The 15379-nt window shown below is 58.1% G+C and carries 15 protein-coding genes; 10 read left to right on the plus strand and 5 right to left on the minus strand.

From position 1 onward, the window contains the following. The first annotated feature begins 4 nt into the window (after window positions 1-4). From N8E88_RS06850 to N8E88_RS06895, 10 genes are all read left to right on the plus strand, one after another. Window positions 5-1783, plus strand: a complete 1779-nt coding sequence (locus N8E88_RS06850; protein WP_262291239.1) for a thiamine pyrophosphate-binding protein — start codon at window positions 5-7, stop codon at window positions 1781-1783. Window positions 1784-1816: 33 nt separating this feature from the next. Continuing rightward, window positions 1817-2677 carry an NAD(P)-dependent oxidoreductase gene (locus tag N8E88_RS06855; protein WP_262291240.1) on the plus strand — a complete coding sequence of 287 codons (861 nt, stop codon included), beginning with the start codon at window positions 1817-1819 and terminating at the stop codon, window positions 2675-2677. Window positions 2678-2774: 97 nt separating this feature from the next. Next, window positions 2775-4004: a cupin domain-containing protein gene (locus tag N8E88_RS06860; protein WP_262291241.1), complete on the plus strand. Its 1230-nt coding sequence runs from the start codon at window positions 2775-2777 to the stop codon at window positions 4002-4004. Window positions 4005-4071: 67 nt separating this feature from the next. Next, window positions 4072-5577, plus strand: coding sequence for an ethanolamine ammonia-lyase reactivating factor EutA (locus N8E88_RS06865; RefSeq protein WP_262291242.1), 1506 nt, complete (start codon window positions 4072-4074; stop codon window positions 5575-5577). Between the two features lie 20 nt (window positions 5578-5597). Next, on the plus strand, window positions 5598-6593 hold the full coding sequence (locus N8E88_RS06870; RefSeq protein ID WP_262291243.1) for a LysR family transcriptional regulator: 996 nt from the start codon (window positions 5598-5600) through the stop codon (window positions 6591-6593). 72 nt (window positions 6594-6665) lie between these two features. Next, window positions 6666-7307: a YjbE family putative metal transport protein gene (locus tag N8E88_RS06875; RefSeq protein ID WP_262291244.1), complete on the plus strand. Its 642-nt coding sequence runs from the start codon at window positions 6666-6668 to the stop codon at window positions 7305-7307. A gap of 127 nt (window positions 7308-7434) precedes the next feature. Beyond that, window positions 7435-8394 carry a Bug family tripartite tricarboxylate transporter substrate binding protein gene (locus tag N8E88_RS06880; RefSeq protein ID WP_262291245.1) on the plus strand — a complete coding sequence of 320 codons (960 nt, stop codon included), beginning with the start codon at window positions 7435-7437 and terminating at the stop codon, window positions 8392-8394. 18 nt (window positions 8395-8412) lie between these two features. Beyond that, the gene (locus N8E88_RS06885) at window positions 8413-9915 is read left to right on the plus strand and encodes a tripartite tricarboxylate transporter permease (protein WP_262291246.1); all 1503 of its coding nucleotides are present in this window, start codon (window positions 8413-8415) and stop codon (window positions 9913-9915) included. Then, window positions 9912-10430: a tripartite tricarboxylate transporter TctB family protein gene (locus N8E88_RS06890; RefSeq protein ID WP_262291247.1), complete on the plus strand. Its 519-nt coding sequence runs from the start codon at window positions 9912-9914 to the stop codon at window positions 10428-10430. The genes N8E88_RS06885 and N8E88_RS06890 overlap by 4 nt, the downstream gene beginning before the upstream one ends. A 30-nt stretch (window positions 10431-10460) precedes the next feature. Then, window positions 10461-11219, plus strand: a complete 759-nt coding sequence (locus tag N8E88_RS06895) for a class II aldolase/adducin family protein (protein ID WP_262291248.1) — start codon at window positions 10461-10463, stop codon at window positions 11217-11219. A gap of 45 nt (window positions 11220-11264) precedes the next feature. Here N8E88_RS06895 and N8E88_RS06900 read toward each other — a convergent pair whose 3' ends face one another. From N8E88_RS06900 to ltnD, 5 genes are all read right to left on the minus strand, one after another. Further along, the gene (locus tag N8E88_RS06900) at window positions 11265-11807 is read right to left on the minus strand and encodes a PRC-barrel domain-containing protein (protein ID WP_262291249.1); all 543 of its coding nucleotides are present in this window, start codon (window positions 11805-11807) and stop codon (window positions 11265-11267) included. Window positions 11808-11937: 130 nt separating this feature from the next. Then, a complete protein-coding gene (locus tag N8E88_RS06905; protein WP_262291250.1) occupies window positions 11938-12222 on the minus strand; it encodes an acylphosphatase in 285 nt (94 codons plus the stop codon). A gap of 64 nt (window positions 12223-12286) precedes the next feature. After that, window positions 12287-13567, minus strand: a complete 1281-nt coding sequence (otnK, locus tag N8E88_RS06910) for a 3-oxo-tetronate kinase (RefSeq protein WP_262291251.1) — start codon at window positions 13565-13567, stop codon at window positions 12287-12289. Window positions 13568-13570: 3 nt separating this feature from the next. Then, window positions 13571-14347, minus strand: a complete 777-nt coding sequence (gene otnI / locus N8E88_RS06915; RefSeq protein WP_262291252.1) for a 2-oxo-tetronate isomerase — start codon at window positions 14345-14347, stop codon at window positions 13571-13573. Window positions 14348-14361: 14 nt separating this feature from the next. Beyond that, entirely contained in the window at window positions 14362-15297 is a 936-nt protein-coding gene (ltnD, locus tag N8E88_RS06920; RefSeq protein ID WP_262291253.1) for an L-threonate dehydrogenase, read from the minus strand. Window positions 15298-15379: the final 82 nt, after the last annotated feature.

The following is a 15379-nucleotide window of genomic DNA, read 5'->3' on the forward strand; positions in this document are numbered from 1 at the left end:
GAAGATGGATAGCTCGGCGCCGACAGCATCAGTGACACAGAATGACGGACTCGGGTGGCAATCCGATATTATCGCTGACCTGATCAAGCAATACGGGTTTCCCTTCATAACGCTCAATCCTGGTGCCAGCTATCGCGGGCTGCATGACTCACTCGTCAATCACAATGGCGATGAGCCGCCAATGCTGCTTTGCCAGCACGAAAAGATCGCCGTCCAGATTGCGCATGGCTATGCGAAAGCGTCGGGCCAGCCTTTGGCTGTCATTGTACACAATGTCGTCGGTCTCCTGCACGCCACCATGGGCATCTACTACGCCTACACGGATCGTGCTCCGGTCTTTGTTATCGGCGCAACCGGACCGATGGACGAGGGCAAGCGGCGGCCCCGGGTCGATTGGGCCCATACGGCGAACGTTCAGGGAACGCAGATCCGCGACTACGTGAAATGGGATTATCAGCCGGGCGGCATGGGCGGCGTTGTGGACAGTTTTGCCCGTGCTTACTCGATCATGATGACAGAGCCGCAAGGCCCGATCTACATGTGCTATGACGCCGCCTTGCAGGAGGCGCCGCTATCCGAACCGATTGCGCTGTCATCGCTGACATCCACAAAAACGCCGAGCCGGATCGCCCCCGATCCTGCCGCACTTGAAGAGGCTGCAGACCGCTTGATCGCAGCGGATTGGCCTGTGCTGGTGCCGCAATTCGTCGGTCGCGACAAGAACGGCTATTCGGACATGGTTGCTCTTGCGGAAACGTTGGGCGCCCCCGTCGCCGACACACAATGGCGGCTTAATTTTCCAACCGGGCATCCACTCGACATGCGGATGAACCGGGACGTATTCAAACAAGCCGATTTGATAACGCTGCTCGACTGCCGGGATTGGGAGCGGCCGACGCACGAAAACGATCGTATAAATCGCACGTTGAAGCCGCTTTTTCCGGAGCATTGCGAATGGCTGGATATCGGTTTTGCCGATATCGAGATTTCGAAATGGGCGACCGACTATCAGCGGTTTCCCGAATGCGCGCAACGCGTGCTCGCCGATACGGCGCTCGCCCTGCCTGCACTGACATCGATCATTGGCAAGCGTGCCAAGGACGACGCGAAACTTGCCCGGAAGATTACGGAGCGCGGGCAGGCCGTTGCTGAAATGCATGACGCGCAGCGTGCAAAATGGCGCGAACAGGCAAAGGTCGATTGGGATGCAAGCCCGATCACTTTGCCCCGGCTCGCCACCGAAGTATGGAACAAGATCCAGCATGAGGATTGGGTTTTAACGACCAACGCATTCGAGGACTGGGCGTTGAAGCTCTGGGATTTCGACCGGCCCTACCGTTGGCCCGGCAAGGCGCTCGGGACGGGAACACAGATCGGCATGGCGACAGGCGTGGCGCTTGCCCATCGCGGCACCGGACGTCTCGTTGTCGATTGCCAGACCGATGGCGATTTGCTGTTTGACGTCGGCGCTCTTTGGTTTGCGGCAAAACACAAAGTGCCGTTCCTCTGTGTCATGCACAATAACCGCGCCTATTACAACGATTGGGAGCACCAGATCACCGTGGCGCGCCAGCGCGGAACGCCCGTCGAACGCGCCTATATCGGCATGGATATCATGGATCCGGCCCCGGACTTTTCCACTATCGCGCGTGGGTTTGGCTGGTACGCCGAAGGTCCGATCGAAGATGCCAAGGATATCGCCAGCGCGCTCGACCGGGCGATAGCGCAGGTCAAGAGGGGCGTTCCAGCGCTCATCGACATCATCACTCAACATGCCGGGTGAACCGATGAAATATCGACTTATGTGGAGGCAGACATGAAGGTTGGAGTCGTGGGAGTTGGAGAGATGGGGCTGGCTATGGCGGGCCACATACTCGACCATGACATCGAAGTCGCTGTCTTCGACGTCGACCAGGAAAAGCTCGGACAGGCTCGCGAGCGCGGCCTCGCAACGAAGGAAAGCCTCGCTCAACTGGCCGAAGTGGCGGATGTGTTTGTTCTCGTTGTGGCGACGGACCAGCAGGTGATCGATGTTTCGCTGGAGCTGGCCGAAAAGGCCGCCGACGGAGCCAACATCGTCGTTGCCGCCACCATAAGCCCCGAGACGATGCTCGAGCTCGGACCTCAGGTCGAAGCCAGGGGCAAGCGGCTCGTTGACGCGCCAGTCGTCTACGGCGCTTCAGGTGCGCGTGAGGGTACGCTGCTTTCGCTGTGCGGCGGTTCGGAAGAAGATATCGAGCGCATCCGGCCGGTCTTGATGAGCTACAGCCGCGACCTTATTCACGTCGGGCCACGCGGAGCCGGGCAGATCGCCAAATCCTGCAACAATCTGTTGCATTGGGTTCATTGCGTGGCCAACTTCGAGACGCTGTTGATCGCCAAGCGTTACGGGATCGATGCACAGCGAATGCGCGAAGTCCTCCTGCAATGCCCGGGAACCAACGGTACCCTCAGCCGGTGGGACAGCACGCGCTTCACCTGGCAGGAAAAGGATATGGATGTGACGCTGGACCTTGCCCAGAAGGGTGGCCTGATGCTGCCGCTTTCCGGACAAGTCGACCAGATCATCAAGACGTTGCATGCCGATGACGTCAAGGCTCTGCTGTATGGGCCGGAGGCAAGCTATCTCGGCAGGGTGGTTCGACCGTTGTCCTCGTCTGAAGGCGGGGTTGGTTGACGGGAAGACGGTTTTTCCGAAATGGCGATACCGAAGGCCCGGCCAGAAACGGATACTTCCCAATCAGGAATAGAAACGTAAATCGAGAGTGAGTTCTATGGCGACCAGTGCTGAAAAAGCGACGACATTTGGTTCCGAACCCGTTGCGGTTCAGGATCCGGACAATTCGAAATTTCTGGTAGACCCTTACAAGGATTGGTCGACGGGAGAAGGCATCCCTATCCATTTCGATTTTGGTCACGACCTGCTCGAGCTCGAGACAGGGCCTTGGGATCGATACGACGCTCGCGGTTGTTTTGCACACACTGTGGGTATGGGCGATTTCATGGCCAATTATGTCATCGAGGTCTTGCCTGGCCGCAAGACCAGCCCCGTCAAGCACCTCTATGAAGCATTCTTCTTCGTGCTCGCCGGATATGGTTCGACGACCGTCTGGCTGCCGAATGGCGAAGTCCGCACCTTCGAATGGGGACCGAAGGCGCTGTTTGCCATACCGCTGAACTGCACCTACCAGATACACAATGGATCGGGGCGCGAACCGGTGCGGCTGTCCTGCACCAATGATGCTCCGCTGAGCATCAATCTTTATCACAATCTGGATTTCATCTTCAAAAACGATTTCGCGTTTCCGGAAAGAAGCGGGCAGTCGAAGCACTTCGAAGGTGAGGGCGTGCTCTATTCCTACGGGACCGAGTCAGCCCGCAAGATCCAGAACGTCTGGGAAACCAATTTCGTCCATGACCTCACCAGCTTCAAGCTTTACGAGTTCGAAGGACGAGGCAAGGGATCGCTCAACGTCAACTTCGTGCTTGCCGATGGCACCATGCATGCCCACGTGTCGCAGATGCCCGTGGGCCGCTACAAGAAGGCACACCGGCATGCCGCCGGTACGCACGTTCATGCGGTCGATGGCACGGGCTATTCGCTGCTCTGGTACGAGGGCGAGTCGGAGTTCAAGGAATTCCCGTGGAAGCACGGGTTCATGTATACGCCACCATTCTGGATGTATCATCAGCACTTCAACACGGGACCTGAACCAGCGCGCTATGTTGCGTGCAGCCTGGGGAGCCGGCGTTATCCGTTCATATCCCTGCGGCGGAAAAGTGCTGAGGGCAAGGGCGCAACATCTGTGAAGGACGGCGGACGCCAGATCGAGTACGAGGATCAGGATCCACGCGTACATCGCAAATTCCTGGAGGCGCTCAAGGAGACGGGCGTGCCTTCTGCCATGGGCGACACTTTCGATGAAGCCGCAGTATTGGCGCTGCCCAAGGAATCGCTGACAGGCGTCATCCAGACCCCCGTTCTGGTGGGACCGGCCATCTAGTTCTTCGTTGAGGAAGTCGCGCTGCCCGGCGCGACTTCCATTGTAATTCGTATAGCAGGAGAAATGCGTGCACGATTTTGATCTGGACCATGAGCACGAGGATTTATCGGAATCCGATCAGCTGGCGATTTCGCGGGCGATCTGGGAACAGGAAAACCTCGAGCTTCTCACCGTCGGTATCGATATCGGCAGCTCCACCTCGCACCTGCTGTTTGCCCGTATCGTTCTGCAGCGGGAGAAGGATGATCTGTCGAGCCGGTTTGTGGTTGTCGAACGCACTGTTCTTTGGCGCTCGCCCATTCTCCTCACGCCCTTCCTGCCGGACGGCACGATCGATGCCCATGAGCTTCGCCATTTCTTCCACCATTGCTATCACGATGCCGGCTACAAGCGAGCCGATGTCGATTCAGGCGCTGTTATTCTCACAGGCGAGGCCATAAAACGAACGAACGCCCGCGCGATCGACGAAATATTCGCAAATGAATCAGGCAAATTCGTCTGCGCGACTGCCGGCCACAAACTTGAATCCATCCTGGCGGCACATGGGTCGGGCGCGACAGCCCTTTCGAGAAAACGGGATGCTTGCGGCCTTCACGTCGATATTGGAGGCGGCACGACCAAACTTGCGCTCATCGACAAGGGGGAAATTCTCGGCGTTGCCGCTTTCGCCGTCGGCGGACGTTTGCTGGCAAAAGACCAGCATGGAAAATGGTCTCGCATCGACGAGTCGGCAAGGATCGTCGCGCAATCGCTCGGTATAGAGATTTCCGGTGATGAATTGCCCGATGAAGCGGCTCGCCAAGGCATCACGAAGCGGCTCGCAGCGCTTGCGGTCGATCAGATTTTGGGAGAGCCGCTTGACGATCTCGGCGAGAAATTGCTGCTGACCGATGCGCTGGAGAGGCATGTCGCCCCGACTTACATCACCTTCTCGGGCGGCGTCTCCGAATATATTTTTGGCCATGAGACCGAGGATCACGGAGACATCGCGCAAACACTCGCACAGGAGATCGTGGCGCAGCTTGGCCCGCGCATCGACGTGCCGGTTATCGATGCAGGGCAACGCATCAGAGCAACGGTCATTGGAGCATCGCAGTTCACCGTTCAGGTCAGCGGCAAGACGCTCTATATGAGCGGCATCAAGGCACTGCCTGCTCATAACATTCCCGTCGTTCACCTCGGGACCAGCTTGCCCGAAGTCATCGACGCCGATGAGATCGCAAGCATTTTCAAGGCAAGTGCTGAACGTCAGGATCGGGATCTGTTACTACCCCTGGCACTGGCATTCTCGTGGAGCGGATTGCCGGACTATCCGCGGCTATTGGCCATGGCCACCGCCATCAAGTCGGTAGCGGCACCGGCAGGTCAGCGCGAGGAACTGCTTGTGCTGGTGATCGACGGCGATATCGGGCAGACGATCGGCCGCATTCTCGAGAAAGAACTCGATCTTGGATCAAACCTGGTTTCCATCGACGGGGTGCAGCTCAAGGATCTGGATTTTGTCGATCTCGGCGAATTCATCGACCCGCCCGGTGTGATTCCGGTCGTCATCAAGTCGTTGCTCTTCTCATGATCTGCAGCGGTTGACAGGTAATGGCAAAGGTCCAGGAACCGAACCAGTCTGCTGGTGCCGCCCGGTCAAGTTTCGATGGGCTGGACCTCAATGACATCGTCATATTCACACGCGTCGTTCAGTATGGCAGCTTCACCGAAGCGGCAAAGATATTCGCAAAGTCGCCGTCCTATATGAGCAAACACGTTACCCAGCTCGAAAATTCTCTGGCCCTGACACTGCTGCACCGCTCGACGCACAAGGTGTTTCTCACCGATGCTGGCAGTGTGCTGTTCGACCATTGCGTCCGGATACTCGCCGAACTCGATGCAGCCAAGGCAGATGCCAGCGGGCTCAGCAGTGAACTGATCGGAAATCTCAGGATACACACGACACCGGGGGTAGGGCAGGGGCTGGTCGTCCCGGCCATCATCGATTTCAATACTGAATTCCCGGCCGTGAAAGTGGAACTTACCGTCAGTGTCAATTCGGTGAGCCTCATGGAGCGAGGCGTGGACGTCGTCGTCGGCAGCCGTCATTTCGAAGATGATGTGTCTTTTCACAGTGGCCTTTTCGAACGCAAACTCGGTCCTGCTCCCTATGCCATTTGTGCGGCGCCGGGTTATTTTGCGCGCCATGGAATGCCGAATCACCCGCACGATCTTCAAAACCACAATTGCCTTGTCCATATGACGCAGAAACGAGATCCCAAGATCTGGCAAATCAGATCAGATGGCGAGGATGTCGCCGTTCCCGTCGATGGAACGTTTCATTCCAACCTGGAGGGCGCGATTTTGCTCGCAGCGGTTGAAGGGGCCGGCATCGTGCGCCTGCCACTTTATAGCGTTGCTGCTGAAATCCAGTCGGGGCAACTGGTTCCGATCTTCGACGGAGATGTCGCTTCTGATCGGGTGATCAAGGCATTCTATCCGAAAAGCCGGTTCGTGCCAAAGAAGGTACGCGCATTCCTGGCCATTCTGGAAACCAAGTTGAACACGCGCATGCAGGATTGTGAGAAATCGAGCGTCGCCATTTAGACGCCTGTATCGAGCGTACAATTTGCCGAACTGTACCGCGATTCATCTATAACCAAGCGAGACCACCCCACTATGCCGTTCAATTTAGATCAAGCCACCATTGCTGCTTATTTCGAGGTGATCATGATCAACGTGCTCCTGTCGGGAGACAATGTGATCGTCATCGCCATGGCGGCGGCAGGTCTCGCCAACGATCTGCGTGGCAAGGCCATTGCCGCCGGCATTGCGGCGGCTGCGGTCATCCGGATCGTTTTCGCGGTGACGGCGGTCAAGCTTCTCGCAATCACCGGCATCACGTTTGCCGGCGGCCTGCTGCTCCTGTGGATATGCTGGACAATGCTGCAGGAACTGCGTGCTTCCGGCGAGGATGATGAGGATCATCTCGCGGGAGTCGATGGCGGCGGCGGGCTCGCCATAAAACCCAAGATGTTCCGCCAGGCCATCTTCCAGATCATTCTTGCCGATGTTTCCATGTCCCTCGACAATGTGCTGGCTGTCGCCGGCGCGGCCAAGGAAAATATGCACGCGCTGATATTCGGATTGATCCTGTCCGTTTTGCTGATGGGACTGGCATCGTCGTTCGTTGCGAAACTCCTCAACAGATACAGGTGGATTGGCTGGATAGGCTTGGCGATCATCGTCTACGTCGCCCTCGACATGGTCTGGCAAGGTGGCAATGAGCTCGCGACACTCTACGGAGTTCACATCGCCTGATCCCTTTGCTTAACAAACCAACCGAAGCTTGCCAGCTAATTTCCATGGGGCAGAGAGCTAAAATTTGTTCTTGTCACCGCTAGGTCACGATGTGACGGTCCCTCGCGGAGGACATGGAGGAGAGATTATGAACAAGTTGCTCGCAGCATTTATCACCTGCGTTGGCATGGTGACTGCCCCTGTGGCAATGGCTGCGGATTTTCCGGCCAAGAACATCCAATTCATCATACCCGTCAGCCCTGGCGGTGGTTTCGACACCTATGTGCGGGCGGTCGCGCCAATCCTTGAGCGTCACCTGCCGCAGTCCGTCAACATCGTCCCGACAAACATTCCGGCCGCGGGCGGTGCGCGAGGTGCCGCGCAGGTCTATCGCGCAAAACCCGATGGCTACACGATCGGCATCTTCAACATACCGGGCATGCTGGTTCCACAGATCAGAGGCGACAGCGATCTGCAGTACGATCTGAAAAAGATGACATGGCTCGGCAGTTTCGGACAGGATGGTTACGGCGTCGGCGTGCCCACAGCGTCGCCCTATAAAACGGTCGCGGATTTGAAGGCGCTCGGACGTCCGGTGAAATTCACCGCTTCAGGACCCTCGTCGACCGCCTATTCGGCGACGATGATCGCCACCGACATGCTTGGTATCAAGCGTGAAATCATCTCGGGCTACAAGGGCAGCAATGATTACGTGCTTGCGGTCATTCGCGGCGATGGGGATGCGGTGATCGGTCCGCTTCCGGTCATGGAGAAATTCGTCGAATCCGGCGAATTGCGGATCATCGGAACCTTCGAGGAAAAATCGTCTGTGCCAGGCGCTCAAAACGCCATCGAGATGGGCCAGCCTGATCTGTCGAAACTGTCGGTCGGACGTCTTGTGGCCGGTCCTCCCGATCTTCCGCCAGAGGTGGCCAAGACTCTGTCCGAAAGCCTTATGGCGGCCATGCAGGACCCGGCGATGGCGACATGGTCGAAGGAAAGCGGCATTGCGGTCGAACCTGGCGATGCAGCCGCCGCCAAGGGAATTCTCGAAGGACAATTCAACTTCTACGAGCGCTACAGCAAGTATCTCGGCCCCGCTAACTAGGCTGTTCGAGGAGTATCCATGCTTGATATCGCGCTAACCGCTGCTGGCAACGTATTTACACTCCAGTCGCTGCTTTTCCTGACCATCGGAATGTTGATCGGCCTTGTCGTCGGTGTCGTTCCGGGTATGGGCGGTACAACCGCGCTTGCCGTGTTCGGACCGATGACGGTCGGTCTCGATCCGTACTCGGCACTTTCGCTCGCCGGCGGGCTCATGGGTGCCGTATCCTTCGGTGGATCCGTCACGTCCATTCTCATCAACCTGCCGGGCGGCGCTCCGAACGCGGCAACCTGTCTCGATGGCTATCCGCTCGCTCAGCAAGGCAAGGCAGGGCTGGCGCTTGGTGCTTCCGCCAGTGCCTCGTCGGTGGGCGGGGTCATCGGCGTATTCACGCTGTTGCTGGTTATTCCGATCTCCAAGAAGATCGTGCTTGCCTTTGGTCCATCGGAATTCTTCCTGCTGGCGACCCTCGGCCTTGTGACGATCGCAGCCTGCGCGCCAGGGCGCATGCTTCGCGCCATGATCGTCGGTGGCATCGGGCTGCTGTTCGCGTTTATCGGCTTCGACAATGTCAATGGCGGGACGCGGTTCACATTTGGCATCGAGCATTTGTGGGAAGGCATCCCGCTCGCACCGGCAATGATCGGTCTGTTCGCCTTTCCGGAAATGATCGAGCTTTCAGCCAAGGGCGGCTCGATCGCCAAGGACAAAGGGCAGGTCGGCCTGACGGGAACGCTCGACGGCGTCTGGGCTTCGTTCAAATATTGGAAGACACTCCTGCGCGGTTCGTTGATCGGAACGCTGGTGGGCGCCATCCCCGGTGTCGGCGGCACCGTCGCTGCGTTCCTCGCTTATTTCAGTACGGTCCAGGCATCCAAGAACCCGGAAAGCTTCGGCAAGGGTAATATCGAAGGCGTGATCGCGCCGGAGGCTGCCAATAACGCCAAGGATGGCGGCAATCTCATCCCCACGCTCGCATTCGGCATTCCGGGTACAGCCGAGATGGCGGTGCTGCTCGGTGTGCTTGTGCTGCACGGAATGGAGCCCGGACCGACGATGATCCTGCATCATGAGGCGGAGATCTACGGTCTTATCCTGACGCTTACGCTGTCATCCATTCTTGCATCGGTGATCGGATTGATGATGGTACGGCCGCTCGCCATGATTACGCGGCTCGATGCGCATATCCTGGTTCCGTCAGTCATTGCGATCTCATTCGTCGGCGCCTACGCCAATGACTCATTGCCCGGTGACATCGTGCTGGCCTTCGTCTTCGGCGTTATCGGTTATCTGCTGATCCGTTTCGATTATCCGCGCTTGCCGCTGGTCATCGCATTGGTGCTCGGCGAGCTTGCCGAACGCAGTTTCGCGCAGGCTATGATGATCTCGGGCGGCAGCTGGTCGATCTTCGTGACACGGCCGATTTCAGCACTGCTGTTTGCATTGATCGTCATGGCTCTGACCTATCCAATGATACGCACGCTCTTGCAGCGGCGCCATTCAGTCGAGGAAGCATCATGAGCGCTCCCCGAAAGAGCCTTTCGGCATTTGCCGAGAATTTTGGCCCGCCGCTGGTGTTTCTTGCCGTCACGCTGGTATTCATCATCGCGGCCTATGGCTATCCTCCGGCCTCGCGTGAAGTTCCGCTTCTCATCGGCTATGCCCTGATCGTGCTCATCGCGCTGGACATACTTTCGCGGACCTCGACCTCGACCGGAGAATTGGTCCGGCGCTATCTCAACCCCGCAAGTGGGTTGCCGGGCGTTCCGAAGTCGCCGGGCGACGAAGGCGAAGAACATCCTTCAGGGCAAAAGGAACTATTGGCCGTCGGTTGGGTCGCCGCATTTACAGCCGCCGTCATGATAGTCGGCATTCTCCCTGCAGTGCCGGCCTATGTCGCATCCTACATGATCGTCGAGGGCCGCAAGAGCGTGAAGTTCAGCGTCCTGATTGCAGCTTCGATCGCACTGTTCCTTTGGCTCAGCTTCGAGATGGTCCTTTCCATCCCCCTTTACCGCGGCATGCTCTTCGAATGATGCGCATGAAATCTATGCCAGGAGCCATGAATGACCATTAATCAGCGATCCCCATCCGGAAGCGTTGAGCAGAAATTGCGCGAAGAGGTCGCTGCCTGCACGCTTATCCTCAATAGTCTCGGCATTCTTGGCTATAGCGGCCATGTCAGCGCGCGGCTGCCGGATGGTCAGCATCTGTTGATCCAGTCGTTCGATCAGAGCCGCGCTTCGTTGCGGCCTGACGACCTGTTGATCTGTGATCTCGATGGTGTCGTGGTGGCTGGTCCGGAAGGTATTCGCGCCCCGGCTGAAGTCTACCTGCACACGGAGATACTTCGCGCCCGGCAGGATGTTCAGGCTGTCGCGCATTTCCACGATGATCTCGCCACGACATTCACCATCGTCAAGAACAGGCCGCTTTTGCCTGTCAAAAACCACGCAATCCGCTGGGCGAGCGGCATTCCCGTTCACCCCGATCCAAGTCACGTGAGTGACGCCATTCTTGGCCGGGCGCTCGCGGAGACGCTGGGACAAAAGCAGGCGCTGCAGATCAGGGCACATGGTCAGGTGATTGTCGCCGAATCGGTCAAACATCTGCTGATCGATCTGATCCATTTCGTTGAGAACGCCAAAGCATTGTACGACGCCCACATGTTGGGAGAGGTTGAACCCCTTACGGCCGGCGAACTGGAAGACTTTGGCCGGACATTCAATAGGGACAGACACGTCCACAAGCTCTGGAAATATTACGCGGGAAGAGCGATCGATTCAGGTATTGTTCCCGCGGATTGGTCCTACGCGGCACCCTGAATGAGAAGGCCGCCAGCGATGCGCAGGGGCCTCCTCGTCTGGTCGTTATTTGGCAGGCTCCGTTGCAGGTGGATTCGAACCGGTTTTCATCGGATCAGCTATACCGTCGGTGAAATTGGCCGATCTGTCGAACGCCGGAGCGGCGTTCAGCTGATCCTTTGTCGCGTTCATTACGAGCCACGTTTTCCCGTCACTGCGCTTTGAAAGTTTCAGCTGGGCCGGCGCTACGGCTACATCCTTGTCGCCGACGCCGAGGAAGCCCCCTACACCGATCACTGCGGCCTGAACCAAACCATCAGGTCCAATGACAAGGTCATTGAGCTTTCCTATTGTTTCTGCCTTGTCATCATCGCCGTTGTACACGGCTGTACCGATGAATTCAGAGGCCAGGATTTGTCCTTCCGAAGCTTTGGTGAGACTTGCTGCATCCGGCGCAGGCGGACTGCCGGGCGCTGGCTTGAACACGTCCTTGTTCGTCACGGTCAGCGGAGCAGGATTCTCGGCAGGTGCCGGCGAGACGCCCTGGCTCAACGCTGTCCCGGACATGAAAGCCACACATGCTATGGCCGCGATGAGGTTCCTGATCATGATGTTTACTCCATATTTACGCGAGAACATCCAGGTTTCAGCCTGGAAATTCCCATCCTTGAGTAAAACACCAAAAGTCGCCAGAGGTTCCGTAATGAAGCGTGTGCAGGATCGTTTGAAGGGAGGAGAGCTAACCGACGATGTTAAAACCGTTAGCCGGCTGGTCGCCATCGACGGCTTCGCTGGTGACGCTTGAAACCGCCGCAGCTGCCGGTCCCTCACTGAAGCGTTGTAGCATCGTGGATACAGCTTGTTCCGATCCAGCGATGCGGGCGGTAACCGACCCGTCGCTGCCATTGCGCACCCAACCGCTCAGGCCGAGCCTTCGTGCCTCCGCTTGCGTCCAGAGGCGAAAACCTACGCCCTGCACCCTTCCGCGGACGTGAACCATAAATGCTCTGCGGTCGGTCGTCATCGCCGCCTCCATGCTATGACGGGTCATCGTGGACCGATCGATCAACGTTCCACGCTATTATCTTTCAACGCATCATCGTCAGAGCGGTTGCAAAAAAGTCCTTGCCCCCGAAGTTTCCCGACTTGAGCGCCATGAGCATATCTCCCTGCGCGCTCCCGACTGTGCGCAAGATTGGCACGCCCGGTGCGATTTCAGGCCCGATCAGGAATGCCGGAATGGCAAGGCGGTCCACCACCGCGCCGGAGGTCTCGCCGCCTGCGACCACCAGGCGACGTACGCCCCTTGCCACGAGTTCGGCGGCGATGGTCGACGTTGCAGCCTCGATCGCATGGCCTGATGCCTCACGTCCGTATCGCGATTGCAGCATGGATACCGTTTCGGGTGACGCACTTGCCGCGATGGCGACAGGACCAGACGAAATGTGCTCGCCAGCCCAGCTAAGGGCCGCGGCTATTTCGTCTGAAGCTGCAATCAGCTTTTCGCTATCAAGCCTCAACACGGGCATGGACCGCTCGGCAATCTCCAGCTGTTCCAGCGTCGCCCTGGAGCAACTGCCGGCAACAATGGCGGCCAGTCCGCCGACGGGACGCATGGCACCATCCGTCGTTCCCGCATGCAATGGTACCTGGCCCGATTCTACCAGAGCGCGGGCAAGTCCAAGACCCAGTCCGGATGCTCCGGTTGAGATTTCCATTTCAACCGCGACAGCACCAAGTGTTCCGAGATCGCGTTCTGTGACTGCATCGACGATTGCCGTGGTGCAGCCCTGAACCCGTAAGCTGTCGAGTCGTGCCTTCACGGCCGCTGGTCCAGCTGCGACTGTCGTCAGATCCACGAGGCCCACGGTTCCCTGCGACTGCCTTGCCATGACGCGTACCAGATTGGCATCGTGCATTGGATTGAGAGGGTGGTCTTTCAGCGGGCTTTCGTTCAGCGGTTGTCCGTTAACGAAGAGGTGGCCGAAATAGACCGTGCGCCCCGTCTCCGGGAAAGCCGGTGTCACGAGGACGGTCCCGCCGCCTGTAAGGTCGGTGAGAGCTTCAGTGACCGGACCGATATTGCCGGCGTCGGTGGAATCGAATGTCGAGCAGATTTTGTACAGCACGTGCTTGGCGCCGTGTCCGTGCAGCCATTGATGCGCCTGCGCCGCAGCGGACACAGCGTCCGCTGCAGGGACAGAGCGGATCTTCAGTGCAACGACGACAGCATCGACATCGGGCAGCGCTAACGCAGCGTCGGGTATGCCTACGGTCTGGATGGTACGCAGGCCATTCTTTGTCAGTGTATTGGCGAGATCGGACGCTCCTGTGTAATCATCCGCGATTGATCCAAGCAAAATAGCCACTGTCTAGCTCCGTCTAAAGGGTTCGAACCATTTCAAACCGTCCAGGGTTCCGGCTCTGGGGATGTATTCGCAACCGACGAAGCCATCATAGGCAAGCCGGTCGATTTCATCGAAGAGATAAGTAAAGTTCAGCTCTTCCCCGTCCGGCTCGTGGCGCGAGGGAATGCTGGCGATCTGGATATGACCGGTAACGGGCATGAGACGGCGCAAGGCCATGGCCACATCGCCGTGCATGACCTGACGATGATAGATATCGAACTGCAGTTTCAGGTTAGGCAGCTCGAGTTCTGTAATGAGCTGTTCGGCCGCGCCGAAATCATTAAGATAATATCCCGGCATGTTTCGCGCGTTGATCGGCTCGAGCACCAGGTCGATGCCAGCTTCGGCAAGCCGGCCGGCAGTGTAAGTGACCGAGCGTCGGTAACACGCCGCCGCGGCTTCGTCGTGGGGATCCGCAATGCCGGCCATCAGATGCAACCGCTTTACGCCAGTCGCCGATGCATATTCGAGTGCCCGTCCCACATCCGACTTCAAGGCATCGAACCGCCCGGGCAGGGCAGCGATGCCGCGCTCACCCGCCGCCCAGTCCCCTGGAGGGAGGTTGAACAGGGCTTGCTCAAGATTATTGCGGACGAGCCTCTCGGAGATCGCTTCGGGCGGAAACTCATAGGGAAACAGATATTCGACCGCAGTGAAACCAGCATCGGCAGCAGCGGCGAAGCGATCAAGGAACGGCCACTCGTTAAACATCATCGACAGGTTGGCGGCAAAAACCGGCATCAACGCGTTCCTTCTCAACCCTTGGGTTTCGCATCCGGCAACCTTGCACCGGACAGGCTGGCATATATCCGTGCAAGAGATGCGTCATCATCGTGACCCATGCCGGCACCGGAGGCTGCCAGATACATCTGCAAAGCCGCGGCGACGAGCGGTACAGGATAGCGCTCTGCCCGCGCCATATCCTGGACGATGCCAAGATCCTTGACGAAAATCTCGACCGTGCTGAGCGGTGTATAGTCTCCCGCCAGCACGTGGGGCACGCGATTTTCGAACATCCATGAGTTGCCGGCGGAGGCGGTGATCACTTCGTATACCTTGTCGAGATCGAGCCCCTGTTTGGCAGCGAAGGCTATAGCCTCGCAGGCAGCGGCGATGTGCACACCGGCAAGAAGCTGGTTGACCATCTTGAAGGCTGCACCGGCTCCAGCCGCATCGCCGAGTTCGTAGACTTTGCCGGCCATGGCATCAAGAGCCGGACGGGCAAGCTCGAAAGCTTGCCTGGAGCCTGAGGCCATGATCGTGAGTTCGCCGCTCGCCGCTTTTGCTGCGCCGCCGGATATCGGGGCATCCAGATAATGAAGGCCGAGAGCTTCGACACGTTGCGCAAGATCCCATGCGACAGCGGGATCCATCGTTGCGGACGAGATGAACACGGCGCCGGGTTGCATTGTATCGGCGATGCCATTTGGCCCGAACAATATGGCCTCGGTCTGCGCGCCATTGACGACCACGGACACGACGATGTCCGCACCTTTTGCAGCATCGGCGGCTGTGGTTGCGCCGCGTCCGCCATCCGCTATGAAGCGATCGACGGCCGCGGGGGCAATGTCACAGCCGATCACGTCGATTCCGGCGCGGTGCATGGATTTCGCCATTCCCATTCCCATGGAACCAAGCCCGACTACCGCCGCCACAATGGCATTTTGGCGGCCCGCATTGGTCTTTGACATAAAATATCCTCCGGTCTTGCAGGCATCCACTCGCCCAGCATGGGATCCAACAAGCGCTCTCCAGATGTGATAAACCACGAAT

The organism is Phyllobacterium zundukense (genome assembly GCF_025452195.1).
In the GTDB taxonomy this organism is placed as follows: domain Bacteria; phylum Pseudomonadota; class Alphaproteobacteria; order Rhizobiales; family Rhizobiaceae; genus Phyllobacterium; species Phyllobacterium zundukense_A.